Raw genomic sequence first — 26,003 nt, 5'->3', positions numbered from 1 at the left:
ACCGATGAAAAACAATATTAATGCAATAGCACTTTTCCTCTTAATTGCGGTTCTTTTTGGGTGTAGCGAAACCAAAACCTATGACATTCTTATTAAAAACGGACAAATACTGGACGGATCCGGAGAAGCCTCCTACATAGGAGCTATCGGTATTAATGCCGATACCATTGTCGCTATCGGAACCTTGGAAAACGCGAAAGGATTACAAGAAATAGATGCAACGGGCTTGGCTGTCGCACCCGGGTTTATCAATATGCTCAGCTGGGCAACTGAATCCCTAATCATTGATGGGAAATCTGAAAGTGATATTCGCCAAGGAGTTACACTAGAAGTGATGGGCGAAGGTTGGTCTATGGGTCCGCTTAACGAAGAAATGCGGGAACAAGAATTGAGTGTTCAGAAAAATTATACCTACCCAATTGAATGGACCACCTTGGGGGAATATTTAGAATTCTTAGAAGCTAAAGGGATAGCCCCTAACGTTGCGTCATTTGTCGGTGCCACTACACTACGAATCCATGAGATGGGCGAAGCAAATCGTCCTCCTACGCCCAAAGAGTTAGAAAATATGAAAGCCCTTGCGAAAACCGCCATGGAAGAAGGGGCTATGGGTATAGGCTCATCGCTAATTTATGCACCTGCCTTTTATGCAGACACCCAAGAATTGATTGAATTATGCAAGGTAGCCTCTGAATATGACGGCATGTACATCTCACATATGCGCAGTGAGGGCGATTATTGGTTGGAAGCGATTGATGAATTACTACAAATAGCCAACGAAGCGGATATTCCTGCAGAGATTTACCATCTAAAAGCAGGAGGAAAGGACAACTGGAGCAAATGGGAAACGGCCATTGCCAAAATTGATTCTGCCCGTTCAGCCGGACTACAAATAACTACGGACATGTACACCTATACTGCCGGCGCAACCGGCTTAGACGCTTCAATGCCCCCTTGGGTACAAGAAGGCGGATATGGAAAATGGGCGGAACGTTTACAAGACCCTGCCATTCGGAAAAAGGTCATTAGTGAAATGAAAGCTAAAGGCAATGGGTGGGAGAATCTATATTTTGCCGCAGGCAGCCCTGAAAAATTGATATTAAACAGTTTTAGAAACGATAGTCTCCGTTATTTGACTGGAAAGACCTTAGGTGAAGTTGCTAAAATGCGAGGTACCAGTCCGGAAGAAACAGCCATTGACCTGGTAGTTCAGGATAGTAGTCGTGTGGGTACGGTTTATTTTTTGATGTCAGAAGAAAATGTAAAAAAACAGATAGCACTCCCTTATATGAGTTTTGGATCTGATGGGGCCTCTATTGCCCCTGTTGCTCCGTTCACCAATTCTAGTCCGCACCCTAGATCTTACGGTAATGTGGCACGTCTTTTAGGCAAATATGTACGTGAAGAGAAAGTCATTTCTCTGGAAGAGGCCGTTTACAAGTTGAGTGGACTTCCATCGTCCAATCTAAAAATAAAAAAACGAGGGAAATTGGCTGTTGGTAATTATGCCGATTTGGCCATTTTCGATGCCAGTAAAATTATCGATAAAGCCACTTTTGATAATCCGCATCAATTTGCAGAAGGCATGATACATGTTTTTGTCAATGGCGAGCAAGTTCTTAAAAATGGTGAACACACAGGAGCAACACCAGGTAGAGTTGTTCGTGGAGCGGGTTGGAAAACTAACTAAACATTTAAACTATGAGAGCATCAATCTTAATAACCCTTTTTGCACTGCTAACATTAGCAAGCTGTATGAATGAGAAAAATAGTTCGTCCAGTGCGGTTTCGGACTTGGAATTCTATACAGACTCTCTTTTTCAGTCTAGTTTAGATAGTGCATTTATAGCTGGTGGTGCCATTCTTGTGCATCAAAACGGAAAAAACCTTCTGAAAAAATCTTACGGACTTGCCAGTTTAGAATTGGAAGTACCCATGCCAGAGAATGCCAATTTTGAAATTGGATCTGTTACGAAACAGTTTACGGCAGTGGCGATTCTTAAATTGGTGGAAGCTGGAAAAATTTCACTGGATGATGACTTTACAACGTATTTGAAGTACGATACCAAAGGCCGGAAAATAACCATTGACCAACTGCTCAATCACACGTCAGGTATTGCCAGCTATACGGAAATAGAAGAATTCGGAAGTCTTGTGCCCCAAGCATTACCGCGTGATACCTTATTACGGATATTGGAGACGAAAGACTTGTTGTTCGAACCCGGAGAAGCGCTTATTTATAATAATTCCGCCTATTTTTTCTTGGGACTCATCATCGAAAAAGTAACCGGAAAGACCTATGAAGAGTACCTGAATGAAGTTATTTTTGAGCCATTGAGCATGAACAATACCTACTACTGTTCTACGCGTAAAGTGGTTAAAAATAAAGCATATGGTTATGATTATAGCCCGGAGAACCTTAACCAAAAGGAATACCTAAACCATACTTGGCCCTATGCTGCTGGTTCTTTGTGCAGTACCACAGAAGACCTACTAGTTTGGATGAAAGCGATACATAACGGAGAACTACTGACCAAAGAACAATACCAAGAATTAATCACACCAAAAACACTAAATGACGGTACTCCCCTACGCTATGCCATGGGCTTATCACATTATAAAAATTATGGCAATGAAGAAATAAGTCATGGCGGTGGTATTCCGGGATTTTTGACGCAAACCAAGTATTTTCCTAAAGAAGACTTGTATATTATTGGTTTCACGAACACAGCTGGGCCCCGTGGGGGTAATTTTTTTGTAGATAACATTACATGGGAACTGTTAGAAAAGAAGCATCAAGAATCCCTTACGTTGGACTTAGACCCAAAAGAAATTGAAGGAATCTATACCGGTCAAACCCGGGGTAGAATGGAAAGCATTGAAATTAAAGCACTTTCGAATACGATTACCGTTGAATCCAACAACGATGGAAAAATTGACACCTTAACCACCTATTTAGGCAACCGTAGGTGGACTTTTGACAATTATACCATTTTCGTAAATGATGGAATACTTGAAGTAGATTTAGTGGGTGGTCATTACTTATTACAAAAACAATAGAACACACTATGAGAATACAAATGCTAATACTCCTTACCTTTTTTGCCGCTTGTAAATCCCAGACCGAAAAAAAAGAGGAAGTTCTTTCTGTTCAGGAAATCCATAAGAAAGCTATTTTAGTGGATACTCATAACGATGTACTCTTACAGACCATGGAAAAAGAGGCGGTATTGGATCAGGATTTAATAGGCATTACCCATTCTGACCTGAACCGATTAAAAAAAGGTGGTGTAGATGTGCAATTCTTTTCGGTATGGTGTGATGGCACCCAACCCGACCCTTTCAACTACGCCTTGGTAGAAATCGATTCTATGGATGCTATCGCCAAAAGAAATCCTGATAAAATTGTAGAAGTGGCAAATTCTAAGGAGATGATGGATGCCGTTGACCAACAAAAAATTGCTGCTTTCTTTGGTGTTGAAGGCGGTCATATGATCGAAAATGATTTGGCCAAACTTGACTCGCTTTACCAACGTGGCACACGCTATATGACTCTAACTTGGAACAATTCTACGTCTTGGGCCACAAGTGCGGCCGATGAAACCGCCTTGGAAGGAGGAACTTTAAACTCGGAAGGAAAAAAGGGTTTGACCGAGTTTGGAAAGCAAGTCGTCCAAAGGATGAACGCCTCGGGTATGATGGTAGACATTAGTCATGTTGGCGAACAAACGTTTTGGGATGTTATAGAGACCACCTCCAAGCCAATTATCGCTTCACATAGTTCCGTGTATGCCCTTTGCCCTGTTCCCAGAAATCTAAAAGATGATCAAATCAAGGCTATAGCAAAAAATGGAGGGGTAGTCCAAATCAATTTCTATTCGGGTTTTATAAGCCCTGATTACGAAAAAAAACGAGAGGCTTTTTTACTGGAACACCAATCCGAAAACGATTCGCTCGTTTCAGCAGGTGTAAATATGTATGTTGCAGAAGAGTTGCTGTTTACAAAGTATGCGGATGAAGTCCAATCGTTCAGGCCCACCCTTGAGCAGCTTATGGAACATATCATTCATATCATAGATTTAGTAGGTGTAGATTATGTTGGACTTGGTTCTGACTTTGATGGTATTACCTCAGCACCAATTGGTTTGGACGATGTGACTTCCTACCCTCTCATAACCAATGCCTTAGTTGAAAAAGGGTACAGTAAAGAAGATATCAATAAAATTTTGGGAGAAAACCTGCTTAGGGTTTTAATAGCAAATGAAACAAACAACTAATAAGAAATGAAACAATGCTACATCATCCTATTTTGTGCTTAGTATGTTTCCTGTAAAGGGGCAACCCAAATACAAAATTTAGGACACCTTAAAGAACAATTTGATTCCCTGTTTAACAGTCAAGTAATTCAATTATGAAAAAACTTACCCTATTCCTTTTGCTAAGCTTATCCATTGGATTAAACCATTATTTAAGATCCCAACAAACGGCTAACAATAAAAAACTGGATGCCATGATTGTTCAGGGCATGAAAGATTGGAAAGTTCCCGGATTGGCCACCATTGTGGTAAAAAAGGGTGAAGTGGTATTTCAAAAAACCTATGGCGTCAAAAACCTGGTGACCAAAGAACCGGTAGATGAAAACACCTTGTTCAATATGGCATCTACCACTAAAGCCGTAGTCGCCATTGCCATGGGCATGTTGGTAGATGACGGCAAATTGGATTGGGATGATAAAGTAACCGACTATGTACCTTACTTTAAATTATCGGATGCCTATAGCACGGCAGATGCCCGGGTAAAAGATTTGTTGACCCACAATTTAGGGATCGGTAATGCGGATGCCCTCTGGACCTTGGACAGTCTGTCTACAAAAGAAACAATACAACGGTTTCAGTTTGCGAAAAAAACCTACCCCTTGCGCGGCGGGTTTACCTATCAAAATATCATGTATGCGGTAGCTGGGGAAGTGATTGCTGCCGCCAGCGGTAAACCTTGGAACGAGTTTGTAAAAGAACGTGTCTTTAATCCTTTAGAGATGACTCGATCGCAGACCATTGCGAAAAATATTTTTGAAGTCGGCAACTATGTAACCCCCTATTTGGACGACCCCGAAGATGGAATCGTGCAAGTAGATTATGGATTCTCAGATCAAATAGGTCCGGCAGGGATGATCTGCTCAACGGCAAATGATATATCCAATTACCTGACATTTTTAACCAATGATGGTGTATTTAAGTCGGACACGCTGGTACAAGCTAAAACCTTTAAAAAACTATTTGAGCCCCATTCTTTTTTGGGTTCAACAGGTACGTACCCTACGAATGACTTGACCAAACCCAATTGGAATTCCTATGGGCTAGGCTGGTTTCAACAAGATTACAAAGGTCATAAGCTCGATTTTCATACAGGAAGCCTTTTTGGTTTAGTAGCCATTGCCGGCATTATGCATGACAAGGATGTGGCGGTATATGTATTTGCCAATTTGGATCATGCAGAGTTACGCCATGCCATCCTATATAAAGCCATGGACCTGTTCGCTTTTAATGATAGTAACCGCGATTGGCATACCGAGGTTTTTGATTTGTATGAAGGTATCAAGAAAAAGAAGATAGAGACATCAGAAAAGAAATTAGCAGCACGTGTAAAAGATACTAAACCAACATTGCCCATAGAAAGCTATGCGGGCAAGTACACCAATGAAATGTTGGGTACGGCTACTGTTACTATTCAAAATACCGAATTACGGGTAAATTTTAATGATTTCATTACCTATGATGCAAAACACTGGCATTACGACACTTTTATATCAAATAAGGACCCACGTTTTAAAGAAAAAATGATGATTCAGTTTAAAATGAACAGTGACGGTAAAATAGAGGAATTTGATTTTATGGGGGAAGGATTCACAAAAACGAGATGACCAATCGAAGGTGATGCTTTCCTAATCAAAATTAAATAGGTACTTTTCAACCAAGGATATTGTTTAGCCATACTGCTCCTTGGTAACCAAATAATTAAAAACATGAACCCAATTACTATTTTCAAAATGAAAAACTACATTACACTTTTAATGTGTGCATTTATAGGTATTGCAAGCGCACAAACAGATGCTGAAAAAGCAGCAGAAACGGTAGACCAAAATAACATAAAGGGGCACATCTATTTTCTGGCGGACGATTTGCTAAGAGGACGCGGTACGGGAACGCCGGAAAATAAAATAGCAGCTAGTTATTTGGCCAACACCTTACGCAGTTATGGTGTACAACCGCACCCTTCAAGTAATAGCTATTTTCAAAATTTCAACTTGGTACAAACAGCACCACCAACTATGCTAAACGTGGCAATTAATGGAGAGACCCATCCACACAGTATTGCTGTTAAGGCGAAAGCAACTACCCTTTCCGGAGATGCCGTATACCTAGGTTTTGGAGGCGAAGAAGATTACAAAGGAAAAGATGTAACAGGCAAACTAATTATAGTAAAGGGAGGGACTCCTGAAGCCGCTGATGCCAGAGCCGTATACGGAGCGCATAAGCAAAAGCAGGAATTAGCTACTAAAAATGGAGCTATTGGGCTTGTAGAAATGACGATGTTAGAAGAAGATTGGTGGTCTCGCATTTCGCACTTCATGGGAGAAAGCGTTCAAATTCCCGATGCTACAGATACTGAAGATGCAAAAAATGACTTCATCCATCTTTGGGTAAATACAACTTCTGAAAAATTAGGCGCAATAAATACTTCTAAGCTATCCTATAAAATTGAAACGGATGGGAAAAAAGAAGAAATACTAGAAACTCAAAATGTCATAGGGGTTTTAGAAGGAACCGATCCAAAATTAAAGGATGAATATATCATGTATTCTGCACACTATGATCATGTAGGTATTGGTGCACCAGATGCAGAAGGTGATACTATCTATAACGGCGCCCGCGATAACGCTATAGGAACAACTGCTGTTTTAAGTATGGCAGAAAATATTGGAAAACATCCAACGAACCGCTCCGCTGTATTCATCTTTTTTACGGCCGAAGAAAAAGGATTATTGGGTAGTAAATACTATGTTCAGCATCCGATGTTTCCTTTGAAACAAATCGTCTATGGTTTCAATACAGATGGCGGAGGGTATAACAATACCGCCTTGGCAACTGTCATAGGCTTAGGGAGGACCACAGCTCAGAAACACATTGTTGCAGGAGCAGCAGCTTTTGGACTTAAAGCTATAGATGATCCAGCACCGGAACAAGGACTTTTTGACCGAAGCGATAATGTAAGTTTTGCGAGCGTGGGAATACCAGCTCCCACCTATTCAACAGGATTTGACGCTTTCGATGAAGAAATCAATAAATATTACCACCAACCGGGTGATGAAGCGGATAGTCTTGATTATGACTATTTATTAAAATTTTATCAAGGTTATGTGCTCTCGGGTAGGTTGATAGCCAACGACCCTGAAAAGCCTTTTTGGGTAGCCGGCGATAAATACGAACCTGCAGGTAATGTGCTATATGGAAACACGCCAGCGGCACCAATTAAAAATTAACGGTTCTAGCTTTTATTACCTTGTACTGGGAATGTCAAACAAAAAACCAATCGAAAGAACACCAGCGTCTAACGTACTATGAAGCTTAATATTCCAATTGCCGTCCTAGCCTTAATATGCTTGAGCTCCTGTAAGACTAAGATTGAAACCAAAAAGGTTCCAACATTTCAACACAACATAGCTACGGGTTCCAAGCCATGGACAAGTGATGTCTTTGAGCTAGAAGAAGAAGATTTTACTTTTGCCATTATCTCAGATTTAAACGGGGGCGAACGGGAAGGCGTTTACAGCGCAGCAGTGAGCCAACTAAACCGGTTGGACCCAACATTTGTTGTAAGTGTTGGTGATTTGATTGACGGTGGGACAGAAGATTCTTTACAATTGGCTACCGAGTGGAATTCTTTTGACCAAAGGACTTCCAAATTTAATATGCCTTTCTTTTACCTCGGTGGTAATCATGATTTGACCAACCCGGTCATGCGCAAGTTTTGGGAACAACGTTTCGGGCGGCGGTACTATCATTTTGTATATGAAGAGGTACTCTTTTTAATGCTAGATTCGGAAGATTATGAGGAACAGCGCATGAATGAAATATATGAGGCCCGTGCCAAGGCCCTTAAAATTATAGCTGGAGAAATAGAAGGCGAATATGAAGATACCGAGTACTATCATATGGAAGAACGTAAAGTAGGTGGTATGAGCAATGACCAATTCAATTATTTCAAAGAAATACTGGAAACGTATCCTACCGTAAAATGGACGTTCGTGCTCATGCATAAACCGCTTTGGAAACGTACAGATGAAAAAGGTTTAGGTGCTTTGGAAGAACTATTGGCCTCGCGTCCCTACACCGTTATTAATGGCCACGAGCATTCGTTTTCCCATAGGATAAAAAATAATCGCGACTATATTATCCTTGGAACCACAGGAGGCGGCCAGAACAAAACAGATTCCATGGCCTTTGACCATATTTCGCTGGTACGTATGGATAAAAAACCTGTGATTACCCATTTGAAGATGAACGGTATTTTAAACGAAAGAGGAAGCCTACCAATCACTGGAAAACAGATACATTGAAAGTATCCATTTGTACCTAGTTAATAGTTGGTAATTGGTATCGTTTTCTTCAACCTTAATCGCAGTAAACTATAGCATGAGATACTCAATACTGGAGCAATTTTTGACCAAGAATACCAACGTATAACATAATAAACTTAGATCGCAATACCTTTATTCAAACAACTAACAATGAAAAAGCTAAGATTTAGTAGTGCCCTTTTAATGATATCCTGTTTAACAATACTTGCTGCACAAGCGCAGGGCACTAGATTATTGAGACAGCCAGACATCAGTGCCACCCAAATGACCTTCGCCTATGGAGGCGATATTTGGGTAAGCAGCATCGCTGGTGGCGAAGCAAAACGAATTACAAGTACCCCGGCGGTGGAATCCAATCCCTATTTTTCCCCAGATGGCAAACAAATCGCATTTTCTTCTAATCGATCGGGATATGAGGCCGTTTATGTGGTCGCTTCAGAGGGTGGTGAAGCAAAACAAATGACGTGGCATCCCAGCGGATCCTTGGTTAGGGGATGGAGCAATGATGGGGAACGCATCCTCTACGCCAGTAACCGAGATACAGCACCCAGTCCCTTTAATCGTTTATGGACTACAGGCGTTACGGAAAATATCCCTTCATTGGTGCATTCACAATGGGCTTATGATGGTGCGTTCGCACCTGATGGCGACCACTTGATCATCGATAGGGTGAGCCGTTGGGATAGTGAATGGCGCGCGTACCGGGGTGGTCAAAATACACCCTTGATAATTTTAAATACCGCAACTTCGGAAGAGGAATTATTACCCAACGAAAGTACTACGGATATTCAACCCCTATGGCTTGGTGATACAATATATTTTATATCAGATCGTGACTTGGTAGCCAATATTTGGTCTTATAATACCAAAACAAAGGGATTAGCGCAGGTCACGGAATTCAAAGGTGCTGACATTAAATGGCTGGCCGGCCACGAAAATACACTCGCTTATGAACGGGAAGGATACCTGCATCTTTTAGATTTAAATACAACAACGTCCAAACAAGTAGCAATAGACATTATTGGCGATTTTCCTTGGGCCGCTACACAGTGGGAAGATGTGAGTTCCTCGGCACGCGCTGCCTCTTTATCCCCTAATGGTAAAAGGGTTATTGTGGAATCTAGAGGCGATATTTTTACCATACCAGTGGAGTTCGGCGATTCAAGAAACATAACGGAAACTGCCAATGCCGCAGATAGAGCACCGATCTGGTCGCCAAAAGGCGATCAATTGGCCTGGTTTTCAGATATAGATGGTAAAGGATATAAATTGATGTTGGCTTCACAGGACGGCTTGGATACACCTACTTCGATTTCCATCGGGGAATCAAAAATGGCATGGGATCCTAGTTGGTCCCCAGATGGAAAACACATCGCCTTTGTAGATGATGATGTGCGTTTACGGGTATTAAATCTGGATACTGAGGCCATACAGACCATAGACATTGGCGGCACCAATATTGAACGCGGTAGCATTACAATGCATTGGTCACCAGATTCCAAATGGTTGGCGTATGCAAAAGCTGGAAGTAATAATTTCAGACAGATTTTTATTTGGTCTGCAACCAATGGTCAAAAAAGAGCCATCACCGACCCATTTGCAGATTCGTTCTCCCCTGCTTGGGATTTAAACCACAAGCAATTTTATTTTCTAGCAAGCACCGAAGTAGCATTAGGTTCCGGTTGGGCTAATACGAGTTCCATGGCTTCCAGTCCTTCCTATGCAGCTTATGTTATCAATTTACAAGAAGATGACCCCTCCCCTTTTAAACCAAAGAGTGATGAGGAAACTCCTGAAAAGGAAACGGATAAGAAAAAAGATTCCGACAAAAAGAAAAACAAAAAAGAAAAAGATGAAGAAGCACCAAAAAAGCTCGTAAAAATAGATTTTGATACTCTAAGCCGGCGTACTTTGGCCCTCCCGGTTCCAGAACGGGAATATAGCTTTATTGTAGCTGGCCCAGAAGGGTCTGTCTTTATTGGAGAATACGTGCCCAATGAAAAAGGCCTTAGTCTTAAAAAGTTTACGCTGGAAGACCAAAAAAGCAAAGACTTTCTTTCCGGAGCTAGAAACGTTTCCATCACGGGTAACGGAGCCCATCTATTGGCAAATGTAAACGGACAATGGAATGTAGTCGATACGAAAGGAGATAGCGGTGAAAAAGGAAAAACGGTGAGCGTAGATTTGCAAGTAAAACTGAATCGTTCCCTAGAATGGAAACAAATGTTCGAAGAGGCATGGCGCTATGAACGTGATTATTTCTATGATCCAAATCTTCATGGTCGGGATTGGAACCTTGTATACGAACGCTATGCCCCCCTAGTTCCTTTTATAAAACACAGGGCAGATCTAACCTATGTTCTGGATCAGGTAAACGGGGAACTATCCGTTGGTCATAGTTTTGTGTTCGGAGGGGATTATCCAAAAGTTGCCGATTCCAAAATGGGCATGTTGGGAGCGGATATGACCGTTGAAAACAATCGTTGGAAAATACAAAGAAAATATACTACCGAGAGTTGGAATCCTGGTTTATCTGGACCTTTGGATGCCCCTGGCCTTAATATTAAAGATGGTTACTACTTGGTAGGAGTTAATGGCGATGAGCTAACAGGTTTGGACAACCTTTATAAATACCTAGATGGAACCTTAGACAAACAGACCATCTTGCACATTAATAGTGAACCCACTTTTGAGGGCGCTTGGCAAGAAATTGTAAAACCCATACGAAGTGAAAATTCGTTACGGCAACGTACTTGGGTAGAGGATAATCGTAGAATGGTAGATTCGCTTTCCAACGGCAGATTGGGTTATGTTTGGGTACCGAATACGGCCGGCCAAGGCTATGTTTCCTTTAACCGCTACTATTTTGCACAACAGGACAAGGAAGGAGCTGTGATTGATGAACGCTTTAACGGCGGTGGACTTTTAGACGATTATATGGTAGACCTTATGACGCGTAGTTTGCGGGCAGGTTTAACCAACGAGGTTCCCAATGGTATACCCATGCGGCTACCTGCAGGCATTTTGGGACCAAAAGTGCTATTGATCAACGAAATGGCCGGGTCCGGTGGCGATTTCTTTCCTTGGGTCTTTCGGCAGCAAAAAGCGGGTAAACTTATTGGGATGACTACCTGGGGCGGTTTGGTAAAATCATCGGTACATTATCCTTTGGTGGATGGCGGCGCCCTCACCTCCCCAGATAATGCGGTCTTTGACCCCATAAACAACAAATGGATTGCCGAGAATGTTGGGGTTACACCAGATATAGAAGTAAGGCAAGATGCGGTATCCTTAACTAAAGGAAACGACCCACAATTAGAGCGTGCTGTAGAAGAACTATTAAAACAATTAGGTACAAGAACAACTATTGTGCCGCCAAAGTTCCCATCACCTGCAACGGGGAATCAAGGAAATTAGAAAGACAAGCAGAATGATTCAACTCTTTATAGAGGGCCGAACGGATATAAAAGGTCTAGAAGACCTTTTATAGTGACGAGCCAGGCGGTGCGCTGGCAATAAAAACAAATGTATGATAAAATTCTTCAGACGAATTAGATACAACCTCTTGGAAACAGGCAAAACCAAAAAATACTTCAAATACGCCATTGGCGAAATTGTGCTTGTAGTCATTGGGATTCTAATCGCATTGCAAATTAATACGTGGAACGAGGAGAGAAAGGACAGCATTGAGGAAAGAGTTATTTTAGAAAATCTTTTAGAAAATTTAAAGTTAGCCAAACAGCAATCGGAATCATTAATTTCAGAAGAAATAGATTTAAAAAAATTACTGATTTACGTTCTTGGTATTGAAGCCAATTCGGTTGAAGTTGATACGCGAACAATTTCAGATGCCATGTTCAAAAATGCAGTTTGGGATTTACAAAGCGACCTTCCTACCATAAATGCCTATGACAACTTAAAAAACACCAACAAACTAAGACTGATTAAGAACAAAAATATAAGTGAAAAATTTAACGATTTAGACTTTAGATTCAATAAGTTAAATAACGTCCTTGAAGATAGATTAAGTGTGCATCAAATACGTATCGACGATATTTTTGAGAACGACATCAATTTTATACCCATAGTAAAAACCAATGTTACAGAAATCAATATTTCACATGAATCCATAAATAACTATAATGAAATACTAAGCGATAAAAGAACAAGAAATCTCTTAGGAATGAAATTGGACTTTACCCAAGATGTACTGGTTTTTAGAGAGAATCTAGATACTGAAATGGAGAACTTAATCGTACTTATTGCATCTGAATTGCATAAAAACTAAGACAATTTAAAAGGCTTACAGCAAAAACTGAAAATATGAAAACAAAATTACTGTTATTTATTGTGCTAATGCTGCTAACGAGTTCATCGATCACTTGTCAAACGCTTGAAGAGAACTATGGAAAAGATGTACAATCGATAGCTACCATCATAGATGCCTATTATGATGTGGTATCGGGTTCAAGCAAAGACCCTTGGCAGTTTGAGCGAGACAAGTATATCCATTCGCCCAGTGCTGTAATTACAAGACTGGACGAAAATGGGGTAGCAGAATCACATACGTTAGCAGCAGAATATGTTCCATTGGCCTTAACGCCAAGAGTAGATTTTCACGAAAAGGAACTCAAAAGAACCGTAAGCCAATTTGGGAATATTGCCCAGGTATGGAGTGCTTTTGAGATACGCACAGACCCTAAAATTGCCACAAATATCAGGGGATTGAATAGCATACAATTGCATTATCAAAATGGCAGATGGTTCATTGATAGCTGGACCTGTGAAATGGAGCAGCCTAAAAACCCTTTGGTGGCTCAATTCTTAGAGTAAGTATACATCCAGTGCTTTCTTTTATGTAAATGTCATTGACCAAAAACCCTGATCCTGAAAACATTACCGCTTCTGCAGGTACCGCCCACGGTATGCAAAGAATAAATTGGCCTAGAACTCCATACCGTCTTATAAAATAACCCTTAGTTTTTTTGACCAAATTTAATGCACGAAAACCCTCATAGGCATTGGTTTTTGAGAACAAAATAGTATCTTACTGCCAATTAGTTATTCCCCTTAATTATAGTACAAACGAGATATTGAAACCACAGCTTTTTTCAAAGCTCCAGGTATTTCTTGTAGGCATATAGCATGCTGTTGGACACTATACATATAGGATGAAATTGACTAAAAAAACAGAGACAGAAGTTCTAGAAGTATATGCTTCATGGCTGCATGGTTACCTAAACGGTGATGTGGCAACCTATGATCAATACTTAGATGATGCTTATCACTTTATTGGTTCTACCAACAACGAAGAGTTTCTTAATAGAAAAGATACTACGGCATTTTTTAGAGATACAGGAGAGCAATTTTCGGGTTTGATGGATTTACGCAATGAAAGTAAAAGCCTTGAACAATTTGGAGATCACGTTTTTCTGACTCATATGTGTGACACGTGGTTTAAAAATGACGAGAACTGGAGCTATTATGGGCGGTTTAGATTGTCGTCAGTACTACACCACACAAATGACGGTTGGCGATTTATCTATCAACATTTTTCTACAACGGATAATAAAGCGGACGCAGGAGAAAACATCGGTTTTGACAGGGTACATCTAGAAAACCAAGAATTACGTGAAGCGATTAAACGCAGAACAGTTGAACTTGAAGCCAAGAATCGGGAATTAGAAGTTGAAGGAACATTAGAACGTGTTCGTGCCGAAGCAACGGCTATGAAGAAATCTTCCGACCTGTTCGATGTGGTAGTCCTTATGCGAAAAGAGTTTTTATCCTTAGGACATCAAGCAGATTATTTTTGGCATATGAGCTGGGAAAAAGAATCCTACAACATGTCTATGACCTCCCATGATGGGAGTCGCGTGGGCATGGTAATTACCGTTCCCAAGTTTGTTCATGATACGATTACCCCCTTGGCTAATTGGGAAAAAAGCAAGGATCCAACATTTGTATTGGCTCTAAATGCCAAAGAAGCTTGGGACTATTTAGAGCAAATGAATACGCATGGGCACTATCAGCAAGCCGACCCACATGCTCCAACCCAAAAAGATATCGAGGAAATTGGTGGACTTACTTTTATTATAGCTCGCACAAGTCATGGTGAAATTGGTTATAGTTTGCCCGGTGTGGTCCACAACCCACCTATTGAAGACTTACATATTTTAGAACGTTTTGCCAGTGTCTTTGACCTAGCACACAGACGTTTTTTAGATTTACAGAAAGCAGAAAAGCAGGCTCGGGAAACCCAAATTGAACTAGCCCTAGAAAAAGTAAGGAGCAGAACCATGGCCATGCAACATAGTGATGAATTGCAAGAAGCTTCATTCCTGTTAGACCAGCAAGTTAGAGCCTTAGGAATTAGTACTAGAGGATGTGCCTTTAATATCTACGGACAAAAGGATGCAACGGAATGGTTTAGCTCGGAAGAAGGTACCATGCCTGTTTACCGTACCCCTAGGGAAAACGTCTTTTTGGAATACTATGAAGCAGGGAAACGAGGGGAATCAATGTACATCAAAGAATTTGAGGGTGATGCTTGTGCCGCTCATTATGACTATTTATGCACCCTTCCCGTAATGGGAGAAGCACTAAGGGAATTGAAAGCCAATGGCGGTTCGTTTCCTGAGAAACAGATAGACCACGCTACCTTTTTCAAATATGGTTATCTCCTATTCATTACATTGGATTTTGTACCGGAGGCACACGATATTTTTAAACGTTTCGCCAAAGTCTTTGAACAAACCTACACCCGTTTCCTCGACCTCCAAAAAGCAGAAGAACAGACCGTTCTTGCCCAACAAAACCTCATCAAACTACAAGCCCAAAAACATCGCGCAGAAGAAGCGCTTTCAGAATTGCAACAAACGCAAACCCAACTCATCCAATCCGAAAAAATGGCTTCTTTAGGCGAACTCACTGCCGGCATTGCCCACGAGATTCAAAACCCTTTAAACTTTGTGAATAATTTCTCAGAGGTGAGCAAGGAGCTTTTAGAAGAAATGCAGGAAGAAATAGAGAACGGGGACTTTGAAGAAGTAAAGGCGATTATGGAAGATGTCATTCAAAACCTTGAAAAAATAACCCACCATGGCAAACGTGCGGATGGCATCGTTAAAGGGATGTTGCAACACAGCCGCAGCAGCACCGGCACCAAAGAACCTACGGACATCAATGCCCTATCAGATGAATATTTGCGCTTGGCCTATCATGGCTTGCGCGCCAAGGACAAATCCTTTAATGCAGTTTTGGTCACTGATTATGATGAGACCATTGGCAAGATAAACGTAATACCTCAGGATATGGGCAGAGTCATTTTAAACTTGATCACTAATGCCTTTTATGCAGTAAACGAAAAGGTTAAATCCGGCATCAAAGGCTATCAACCCACTGTGACGGTTTCTTCCAAAAGAACTCCCCTCCTTGGAGGGGCCGGGGGTGGGTCTCAGGGTGTGCAAATAGCAATCTCTGACAATGGCAATGGTATCCCAAAAGATATTGTAGACAAAATATTTCAACCTTTTTTTACTACGAAACCCACTGGGCAAGGCACCGGTTTGGGATTGTCCATGAGTTATGATATCGTGACCAAAGGGCATGGTGGGGAGCTTAAAGTAGAGACTAACCAGGGAGCAGGCACTACATTTATCATATACCTACCGATACAGAACAAAGTTCACACTGACATGATAAAAAAATCTCAAATATGAAATCATTAAACGAAGTAAAAACCAAAGAAGTAAACATGGCTTTGAATACTAGTTTCCAAGTGAACTTAAACGTACTAGGGATGTTTATTTTCGTACTTTCAATACTATGTTATAGTACGCCCGCGTACGCCCAAATCAATGCTAGTAAAGGCGTTCCCAGCTTTACGAACTATGTCATAGGTGATGACAACCCCGCGGGCCAGCAGGTTTGGAATATTGGCCAGGACAAGGAGGGCTTTATTTACGCAGGAACATCGAGCGGCTTGCAGAAGTTTGACGGGGTCAACTGGGAAATTCTCACCAATCCTGAACAGGATTTTAATACCAGTATTAGAGCAACCTACCTCGCTACCAATGGCACGTATTATTATGGATCGATCAACGATTTTGGAATCGTTACCACGGATTCCTCAGGTACTTCTTTGCTTACATCTTTAATTGAATTTTTACCAGAAGATATTCCATTTAATGATATCTGGTCCATTAGGGAGGTGAAGGGAAAAATCTACTTCCAATCCCGAGACGCGATTTTTATTTATTCCCCGGATGCGGAAGATGGGCAGGAACCCATTCGTATCTGGAAACCGGACACTAACTTTATGTATTCCTTTTCGCTGGACGATACCTTTTATGCCCACCAAAGCGAACTGGGTTTGTTTCGGGAAAAAAATGAACGTTTGGAATTGATTCCCGGTAGTGAATTTTTTGGAAAGGATCGGGTACAAGTACTCCTACCCTATAAAAATCCTGGGGAGTTTCTTGTAGGAGCCTTTGCGGGCGGTCTTTTTCATTTTAACGGAACTGACTTTAAACCGTTCAGAACCGAAATTGATTCCCTATTGCAAACTAGAAGTCTATACAAAGCTCTGGCCTTACCCAATAAAACATATGCCATCAGTGTATTGGGAAGTGGCTTTTTTATCATTGATCAAGAGGGTAAAGTATTATCCCAATTTACTACCAAAAACTCCATTCCGGACCAAAGCGTTTATGCATTTTATCTAGACCGTACGCAGAATCTTTGGGTAGGCACCAATGCCGGACTTTCCAAAATTGAACTTTTTTCACCGGTCACTAGATTTGATTCCGAGGAATATGAAGTGGGGAACGTACTTTCTATAAATGCCTATGGAGATGATCTGTATATGGGCACTTCTACTTCAATCCTTTACATAGACCATGCGGATGGCATCATCAAAAAGGTCCAGAACTTTCCCAACACCCAAGTTTTTGATTTGGAACAGGATGGAGACCAGCTCATATCCTCTGGGCCTGGACTTTTTGAAATTCAAGGAAATAAAGCCAGTGTCATCGAAGGTACGGAATCGTTTCAAACGGTTGAACTTCTCATCTCTAAAAAGTATCCGGGCTATGTTTTTTTAGGTGGAGGCTTTGGTCTACATGTGTTTAAACGTTTCCCCAACCAATTTGGTTCGTATGAATACCAATCTATCGGACCTATTTCGGGGGTAACCCGTAATGTCTACACGGTTGTTGAAAACAGTTCAGGTGAAATCTGGGCAGGAACACAGTCGGGTACTTTATATAGAGTTCAAATCCCAAAAACTGCTTCCGGTAATCTAGATGTTTCAAATGCCGAAGTTGAAGGATACAACGATGCAGATGGTATAGAAGGGCTATCTGGAACTGCGGGAATAATCGGAGGACAAGTATATACTTCTGGCATCGAAGGCTTTTTTTACTTTGATAACGCATCAGAATCCTTTAAAAAGGATAGCATCTTCAGCTTTTCGGACGAAATTGCCGATATCAATTTAGACCTCAATGGGCTTAGTGGTAATCAATTTGGAGATGTTGCGCTGCTTTTTAAAGGGGAAAAAAGATTGGCCAAACTACAACCGGATGGTAGCTATATCTTACAAGAATATCCCTTTAATTTAATTACTGCCACCGTTGGCCCCGCAATCTATACAGAACCCAGTGGTGTTTTTTGGTTTGGTACCGATGAGGGATTGCTGCGATTGGACCCGACCATGGAATACAAAACCGATTATGTTAACCCCCTATATTTTAGCGTGGTAAAATCGGCTGACAGCCTACTGACCTTGCCAGAATACCATGGAGATGATATTCCAGAACTGTTGTACAGCGATAATAACATAAGCTTTAATTACGTATCGCCATTTTTCGTCCAGGAAAATAGGATGCAGTACCAGACCTTTTTAGAAGGGCTTGATGAAGACTGGGGCGAATGGGGCAGTAAAACCTCCCGCGACTTCACCAGTCTTCCCTTTGGCGCCTATACCTTTCGGGTCAAGGCCAAAAACACCTTCGGTACGCTTTCTGAAGAAATCGCCTACCCTTTTGTGGTGCTACCGCCGTGGTATGCCACATGGTGGGCCTATATTTTATATTTGTTAGGTTTAGGTCTCATAGTGTACGGCTTGGTTAAAATACAGACTAAAAGTATACTTGCCAGGGAGAAAGCGAAGAATCAAGATAAGGAACTGGCTCAGGCTAAAGAGATTGAGAAGGCCTATGAAGACCTTAAAGCCACTCAATCCCAACTCATTCAATCCGAAAAAATGGCTTCCTTAGGAGAACTTACCGCTGGTATTGCCCACGAGATTCAAAATCCCTTAAACTTTGTCAATAATTTCGCTGAGGTAAATACCGAACTTATTGATGAAATGAACGAAGAGTTGGCTAAAGGTGATTTGGAAGAGGCTAAAGCCTTAGCAAAGGACATCAAACAAAACCTAGAAAAAATAAACCACCATGGCAAACGTGCCGATGCCATTGTAAAAGGGATGTTACAGCATAGCCGAAGTAGTAGCGGCATCAAAGAACCAACGGACATCAATGCTCTTGCCGATGAATATTTACGCCTAGCCTATCACGGCCTGCGTGCCAAGGACAAAAGCTTTAACGCAACCTTAGAGACCGATTTCGATGAGACCATTGGCAACATCGATATCATACCCCAAGATATGGGAAGGGTGATTTTAAACTTGATTACCAATGCATTTTATGTGAGCAATGAACGTAAAAAAGAATCTCAAGACCCTGCTTTTAAACCAACGGTAACAGTTGCTACAAAAAAGTTAAACAATAGGGTACAGATTTCGGTAATGGATAATGGCAATGGCATCCCAAAAGAAATCGTGGATAAAATTTTCCAACCCTTTTTTACCACCAAACCCACAGGACAAGGTACCGGCTTGGGATTGTCCATGAGTTATGATATTGTGACGAAAGGACATGGAGGAGCATTGAAGTTAGAGACAAAAGAAGGAGAAGGAACCACCTTTATAATAGAATTGCCAACACGCATTCAAAACAGCTAAGTACAAATGAAAAAACCAATAGTAATGAGAACGTATTTATTTTTAATAGGCATTTTGTTTGGTGTGTTAGTCGTTTCGTGCAACCAAGAAAGTAAATCCGAAACAGAAACAACGGTCGGCGATTATAAAGTACCTGAAACTATACCGCTGGTATTTACGGAGCCAGAGGCCTTTGAATGGGAAACCATTACCTCGGATACGTTGACGACACCGGTGACCTATGATTTGGATGTAGACGCCCTACCAACCAAACCCTTTCAGCTGAACAGCTTTAAGCCGCTAAAAACGCCAATGAAAGAGTACAATCTGGATTGGAACAGTTATCCGACCGAGGCATTGACATTTGATTCGGTTCCCTTTACGATTACTAAAAGCACCATTAACAAGCCGACCGTTACTAAAATGAAACCGCCTGGCATTATGCAGGGAACCGATGCCAATCTTCTACAACTCTCCACAAATGAGGGATTGCCAGCGAACGATGTTACCTCCTTTCTGGAAACAGAGGATGGATCTGTTTGGATAGGGTCTTCCAATAGTACCACACTCCTAACCTACTATGATGGTGAGAACGCCTTTGTTTACGACTATCCTGGCGTCTATAAAATGACCTTTGACCAACAAGGCAAGCTTTGGTTGGTAAGTCCAGCAACCCGTGTTTTAACCGTATTGGATTTTAAGAACGACACGGCCTATACCATTACCAAGACCGATAGCTTTATACCCTTCGACATTTCGTGCGACCACGCGGGCACGCTCTATATGGCCTCACTAAATGAAGGGTTCTACGCTATGGATTCGGAAATGAAAAGCCTACAAAGGATAGCAAATACCAATAGCTCCAGGCCCTGGAGACTCATGGAGGATAGCAATGATAATCTATGGTTAGGTTTTACAGATCATCTTGCGATATTAAACAAAGATAGAAATGAGCTTAAAACCCTTCCACGGATGGCAGATTTAGATATAAACTCTGGAGTTTGGAATATTACGGAAGATCAATCGGGCTATATCTGGTTGAGTATGCCCTATCATTCTCGCGCGAACAATATTGCCTCGCCCACTATTTTAAAGCTCTCGCTAAAGGAGCAAACCGTAAAGGTGCTAGATTCTGAAAATGGCTATGCCATTACTGGAACAGAAATAGAGGAAGACAACCAAGGAAATCTATGGTTTTTTGGTGCCAATGAAGCCTTTGTTTTAGATAAAAATAGGACTGCTTCCAAGACTATTGGCCTAAACAGCACCTTACAAGCCTCCCTTAAAATACCACGACCACTAAAAAGAAAAAATGGCTCCCTTTGGATTGCCACAATAGATAAAGGGGTGGTCATTCCCAATGAGTTTACTTTAAAAACAGAGTATTTTGATACAACCAGGGGGTTGATCAATGACCAAGTTTGGGAAATTGAAGAAAGCAAACGAGGAGAAATTTGGCTGGGCACCGTTGGCGGCATCAATATAATTGATTCCAAGAACAATACGATAAAAACTTTACCACATGAACTACTCCATAGTACCGCTAAAAATACGGTGCTTAGAATTGAAGAAATTACAGAAGATATTTTCTTCATAGATGCAGTTATCGGCTTTTCTATACTCGATCGCCAGAAGAACATCATTACCAAGTACGCTACCTCTCAGGGAGAAGGGATTAGGTTATGGGACGTAGTAGTTATGAATAATCATACGTTTTTAATGAGCACCCAAGAAGGTGTTTTCATTTATGATATAGAAAACAACGACCTAAAGAAAATTACGTCCAAAACGGACCCTGATATTCTAAAGGCCGGAAATCAGTCGGTCATGTACTATGACCAAAAAAAAATTCTTTGGTTACCGACAACAAATGGTTTGGCTAAAATTAATTTGAAGACAACCACCATTAGCTACCTAAGGGAGGAACAAGGTCTTTGCGATAATGGTGCAAATGTAATTTCAGCTTCCAAAGAGGGCGAGTTATGGCTAGCTACCCTGAACGGCATTGCTATTCTAAATCTAGAGGATAACACACTTACCAACCTAAAAGAAGAAAATGGTTTGATACCTGCGGAAACCTATGACCTTATAGAATTAGACACTTTAATGTATGCGGCCAGTGTTGACGGATTGATACCCATAGAACGAAAAACGGCCAAAACCTCGAAGAACGGATATCTGAATTTCAACGAAGGTTTAGGGTTTAAGTCTACGGATTATCTTGAAGGTTCTGCCAGATTTCTTAAGAACGGGCAATTTTGGGCTGGTGTTGGAAGTCCCTCCAATATATTTAAATTAATGGTACTGGATGCCGCTCCAAAACCAGATAGCCTAACAAGTTCTGTTTTTATTACGAATCTGTTCGTCATGGATGAAGATCCGGGTTTTAGTTTAAAAATTGCTACGGATTCTTTAAACACTGAGGGTGCCTCGTACGCTAAAACAAAAAATATACAATGGGACTCCATTTCCTTACCCTATGCAAACCCTTACGGTCTAGAACTACCGTATGACCAAAACAGTTTGAGCTTTAGCTATGCCAGTGGAGACATTTTCAATAGAGATCAATTGACCTACAGGTTTATACTTGATGGGGAAGATGAAGATTGGAATTATGCCGCCGTTTCAACGAAAACCAAAAATTATTACAACCTAAAACCCGGGAATTATACGTTCAAAGTCGCTGTTAGGGGTTTTAACAATAAGTGGTCTATACCTGATGACTTGACATTCAGTATCAATCCGCCTTGGTGGCAAACTTGGTGGGCCTACCTCCTATTCTTCTTTATTTTTAGCGCAGTGGTCTGGTCTTTTGTAGCTTATCGTTCGCGTTGGCTACAAAAAGAAAATCGGTTATTGGAAGAGCGAGTAAGCCATAGGACGTCGCAATTAAAGACCAAGATGGATGAATTAAAGGCTACCCAATCGCAATTGATTCAATCAGAGAAGATGGCATCACTTGGGGAACTTACGGCAGGTATTGCCCACGAGATACAGAATCCGTTGAACTTCGTCAATAATTTTTCTGAAGTAAACACCGAGCTTATCGATGAAATGGAAGATGAAATCAAAAAAGGAGATTATGAAGAGGTTCTGGCCCTTTCAAAAGATATTAAGGAAAATCAGAAAAAAATAAACCACCATGGCAGGCGGGCAGATGCCATTGTAAAAGGGATGTTGCAACATAGTCGTAGTAGTAGCAATGAAAAAGAACCCAGTAATATTAATGCCATCGCAGACGAGTACCTGCGTTTATCGTACCATGGCCTGCGTGCAAAGGATAAGTCGTTCAACGCCACTTTGAACACTGACTTGGACGATACTATCGGTAAAATAAATATAGTTCCGCAAGACATAGGCAGGGTCATACTTAACCTGATCACCAATGCTTTTCATGCCTGTATAGAACGAAGTAAGGAAGAAAAAAAGAAAGCCGACACCAAGTATCAGCCAACAGTTTGGGTAAGTACCAAAAGAATTGGAAATACGGTAGAAGTTGCCATACGTGATAACGGAAATGGCGTCCCAGACCGGGTAAAGGATAAAATATTCCAACCATTCTTTACCACAAAACCATCGGGCGAAGGAACAGGATTAGGGCTATCCCTCAGTTATGATATCGTAAAAACACACGGCGGCGAGCTACGTTTGGATACAAAGCGAGGCGAGGGAACCACGTTTACGATTTCCTTACCGGAAGTGTATTGAATTAGAAGTGAGAAGTGGGAAGTGGGAAGTGGGAAGAAAAAATTAAATATTGAAACAATCACATATTATGAAAATATTAGTAGTAGATGACGAACAAGATGTAAAAGTGTTATTCCAGCAACGCTTTAGAAAGGAAATTAGAAAGAAAGAACTGGATTTTGTCTTCGCATTTTCAGGGGAAGAGGCCTTACAAAAAATGGAAACCATGGAACAAGAAGCGGTGCTTATCCTCTCCGATATAAATATGCCGGGAATGAGCGGACTGGAACTTTTGAAGAATATTAAAGAAAACTATGTGGCGCCACCACCCGTGGTAATGATGGTGACCGCGTATGGGGATGAAGAAAATAGGAATACCTCCAAACAGCTTGGAGCCGATGATTTTCTGACGAAACCTTTGGATTTTAATGAATTGAAGAACAAACTTAAAGAATTAACGTAATGGCAAAAATAATGGTTGTAGATGATGAGACGGATTTGGAAATACTCATCAAACAAAAATTCAGAAAACAGATTCGGCAGAATGAGTACGAGTTTTTATTTGCAATAAACGGACAGGATGCCCTTGACAAACTGGACGCCAACCCAGGTGTGGATATTGTACTTAGTGATATTAACATGCCAGAAATGGACGGACTTACCCTATTATCAAAACTTCATGAATCGAAACCTTTGATCAAGTCGGTCATTGTTTCCGCCTACGGTGATATGGACAATATACGGGTGGCCATGAACCGCGGTGCCTTTGATTTTATTACCAAACCTATCAATTTTGAGGATTTGACCATTACCATGGAAAAAACTATTAAATATGCCTCTGAAATTAGAAATACACTTAAAGCAATTAAGGAAAACAACATCCTAAAAATGTATGTGGATGAAAACGTTCTCAATTTTATGGGGGGGCAGGAATACGAATCAAAAATCATGACCAATGAGAGCATAGTGGGCACGGTCATGTTCGTAGATGTCTGTGGCTTTACCAAAATCAGTGAAACCACCGCTCCAGACATGGTAGTGGGTATGCTAAATACGTATTTTGACGCCATGGTAAAAGAAATCATGGAACAGGACGGTATCATCGATAAATTTATCGGCGATGCTGTTATGGCTGTTTTTAGGGGAGAATATCACCTCGATCGCGCCATAGATGCCGCCTTGGCCATACGCAACCAAGTAAACAACTTTCCAGAAGTTGCTGGCGAGGATAATTTTAAACCTAAGGTATCGATCGGTATCAAAAGTGGGGAAATGATTTCGGGCAATATTGGGTCGGCAACCCTAAGGCGATTGGACTATACCGTTATTGGCGATAGCGTAAACACAGCGGCAAGATTACAGGATGCTGCGGAAGAAAACCAAATTATAATTTGTGAGAGTTGTTATGCGCAAGTAAAAGAGGCTTTTAAGTGTGAAAACTTGGGCAGTGTAGCTATGAAAAACAAAGAAAATGAAATTACCATTTATAATGTAATTGAATAATTTGGTCGTAGCCATAATTTAGTTTTAAAATAAAGCTACACCACATAAACGAATCCGAATAACACAGAACTATGGAAAAACCAGAAAATCAAAGAATCTTAACCTTACAAGAAAAACTAATAGAACAGTTAGAATCTAAAGGGCATGCAGAAGAGCTGGTAGATCATTATTGGGGCAGTATCAATTATGTCCTAGGTCTCATTAGAGCCTCTGAGGTAAAAGCGGGTCTTATTCTTTCCTTTTTCGGTATTCTTCTAAATTTTATTTTTCCACAAATTGAAACGGTCGTCCTTGCTGGAGCTGCCCATATATTGCTATACGTACTTTTGGCTGTTTGGTTTCTATGTATCGTAATATCCATCTATTTTAGTATTCGATGTTTTATGCCACGGATAGAAGGAAAATACGATAAAAATATTTTCTTTTTGGAGACGTTATTTCCAAATTTGGAACCATCAAAGAGTTTTCCAAAACCTTCTATGACATTAGTCTAAAAGAAGAAGAACTGTTCGACCAATTAGGACAACAAATATTTATCATCTCTAAAATTGCCGCACAAAAATTCAAGTATGTAAACCTATCATTACGATTTTTAGCCTTTGGGCTTTTAACCCTGTTATTGGTGGTTATCTATTACACATTTATCGTAATTATCTAATACTATTTTAATACAACTAAAAACAGAACACTTATGGAAACTGAAAAAACCAATTGGAACAAAAAAGAACTGCATACCTACATCCTATTGCTATGTGCCAATGCAGATGACAAGGAGAGTGAAGAAGAGTTAAACCTGATAAAACGAAAAACGGATGCAACTACATTCTCCAAGATTTACGCGGAATTTTCATTAGACAGTGAAGAAGTTCGGCTAGAGAAAATCAATAGAACCGTACAACACTTTAACTATAGTCATATGGAACTTATAGCTCTGCGCAAGGAGATGGATATCATTTATTTCGCAGATCAAAAATACGATATGCTCGAACGAAATCTGGATCGTATCTTGGATAATATTATTTATTGAGAAACAGCAAAGAATAAAATCAATTTTCGAATAATTAGGCCTTTTAAGAATATCTAGAGCACTTTTTGTAAAATGAAACAACCTAAAATATTTTCCATACTGCTAGCCTTAAGTTTCGTATTGACATGCTTTATTTCCTG

15 protein-coding genes and 1 pseudogene are annotated in these 26,003 nt (G+C 40.8%); all 16 read left to right on the top strand.

Features of this window, described 5'->3' with window-relative positions; all coding sequences use genetic code 11:
* Positions 1 to 4 precede the first annotated feature (4 nt).
* The 16 genes and pseudogenes from MS6x_RS16150 to MS6x_RS16075 all read left to right on the top strand — a co-directional run bounded on the left by MS6x_RS16150 (position 5) and on the right by MS6x_RS16075 (position 25,863).
* Positions 5 to 1,690 (top strand): N-acyl-D-amino-acid deacylase family protein, encoded by a 1,686-nt coding sequence (locus tag MS6x_RS16150; protein ID WP_482603479.1) that lies wholly within the window; start codon positions 5 to 7, stop codon positions 1,688 to 1,690.
* A gap of 11 nt (positions 1,691 to 1,701) precedes the next feature.
* Positions 1,702 to 3,060, top strand: a complete 1,359-nt coding sequence (locus MS6x_RS16145; RefSeq protein ID WP_482603478.1) for a serine hydrolase domain-containing protein — start codon at positions 1,702 to 1,704, stop codon at positions 3,058 to 3,060.
* Positions 3,061 to 3,068: 8 nt separating this feature from the next.
* The gene (locus tag MS6x_RS16140; RefSeq protein ID WP_482603477.1) at positions 3,069 to 4,277 is read left to right on the top strand and encodes a dipeptidase; all 1,209 of its coding nucleotides are present in this window, start codon (positions 3,069 to 3,071) and stop codon (positions 4,275 to 4,277) included.
* A 134-nt stretch (positions 4,278 to 4,411) separates the two neighbouring features.
* Entirely contained in the window at positions 4,412 to 5,920 is a 1,509-nt protein-coding gene (locus MS6x_RS16135) for a serine hydrolase (RefSeq protein ID WP_482603476.1), read from the top strand.
* 126 nt (positions 5,921 to 6,046) lie between these two features.
* Positions 6,047 to 7,540, top strand: a complete 1,494-nt coding sequence (locus MS6x_RS16130; RefSeq protein WP_482603475.1) for a M28 family peptidase — start codon at positions 6,047 to 6,049, stop codon at positions 7,538 to 7,540.
* 78 nt (positions 7,541 to 7,618) lie between these two features.
* Positions 7,619 to 8,617, top strand: a complete 999-nt coding sequence (locus tag MS6x_RS16125; protein ID WP_482603474.1) for a metallophosphoesterase family protein — start codon at positions 7,619 to 7,621, stop codon at positions 8,615 to 8,617.
* 171 nt (positions 8,618 to 8,788) lie between these two features.
* Positions 8,789 to 12,055, top strand: a complete 3,267-nt coding sequence (locus MS6x_RS16120) for a S41 family peptidase (RefSeq protein ID WP_482603473.1) — start codon at positions 8,789 to 8,791, stop codon at positions 12,053 to 12,055.
* A 112-nt stretch (positions 12,056 to 12,167) separates the two neighbouring features.
* Entirely contained in the window at positions 12,168 to 12,926 is a 759-nt protein-coding gene (locus MS6x_RS16115) for a DUF6090 family protein (protein ID WP_482603472.1), read from the top strand.
* A gap of 35 nt (positions 12,927 to 12,961) precedes the next feature.
* Positions 12,962 to 13,471 carry a hypothetical protein gene (locus MS6x_RS16110; RefSeq protein WP_482603471.1) on the top strand — a complete coding sequence of 170 codons (510 nt, stop codon included), beginning with the start codon at positions 12,962 to 12,964 and terminating at the stop codon, positions 13,469 to 13,471.
* A 338-nt stretch (positions 13,472 to 13,809) separates the two neighbouring features.
* Complete coding sequence (locus MS6x_RS16105) at positions 13,810 to 16,359, top strand: ATP-binding protein (protein WP_482603470.1); 2,550 nt, start codon at positions 13,810 to 13,812, stop codon at positions 16,357 to 16,359.
* The gene (locus MS6x_RS16100) at positions 16,356 to 19,667 is read left to right on the top strand and encodes an ATP-binding protein (RefSeq protein ID WP_482603469.1); all 3,312 of its coding nucleotides are present in this window, start codon (positions 16,356 to 16,358) and stop codon (positions 19,665 to 19,667) included. The genes MS6x_RS16105 and MS6x_RS16100 overlap by 4 nt, the downstream gene beginning before the upstream one ends.
* 24 nt (positions 19,668 to 19,691) lie before the next feature.
* Complete coding sequence (locus MS6x_RS16095; RefSeq protein ID WP_482603468.1) at positions 19,692 to 23,354, top strand: sensor histidine kinase; 3,663 nt, start codon at positions 19,692 to 19,694, stop codon at positions 23,352 to 23,354.
* Positions 23,355 to 23,421: 67 nt separating this feature from the next.
* Positions 23,422 to 23,796 (top strand): response regulator, encoded by a 375-nt coding sequence (locus tag MS6x_RS16090; RefSeq protein WP_482603467.1) that lies wholly within the window; start codon positions 23,422 to 23,424, stop codon positions 23,794 to 23,796.
* Positions 23,796 to 24,836 (top strand): adenylate/guanylate cyclase domain-containing protein, encoded by a 1,041-nt coding sequence (locus MS6x_RS16085; protein WP_482603466.1) that lies wholly within the window; start codon positions 23,796 to 23,798, stop codon positions 24,834 to 24,836. Before MS6x_RS16090 ends, MS6x_RS16085 begins: the two co-directional genes overlap by 1 nt.
* Positions 24,837 to 24,907: 71 nt before the next feature.
* Positions 24,908 to 25,494 (top strand): annotated as a pseudogene (locus tag MS6x_RS16080) (Pycsar system effector family protein).
* A gap of 33 nt (positions 25,495 to 25,527) precedes the next feature.
* Positions 25,528 to 25,863 carry a hypothetical protein gene (locus MS6x_RS16075; protein ID WP_482603465.1) on the top strand — a complete coding sequence of 112 codons (336 nt, stop codon included), beginning with the start codon at positions 25,528 to 25,530 and terminating at the stop codon, positions 25,861 to 25,863.
* The last annotated feature ends 140 nt before the right edge of the window (positions 25,864 to 26,003 follow it).

This window comes from Maribacter sp. MS6 (assembly GCF_056839185.1).
This window is presented reverse-complemented; position numbering and strand designations above follow the sequence as displayed.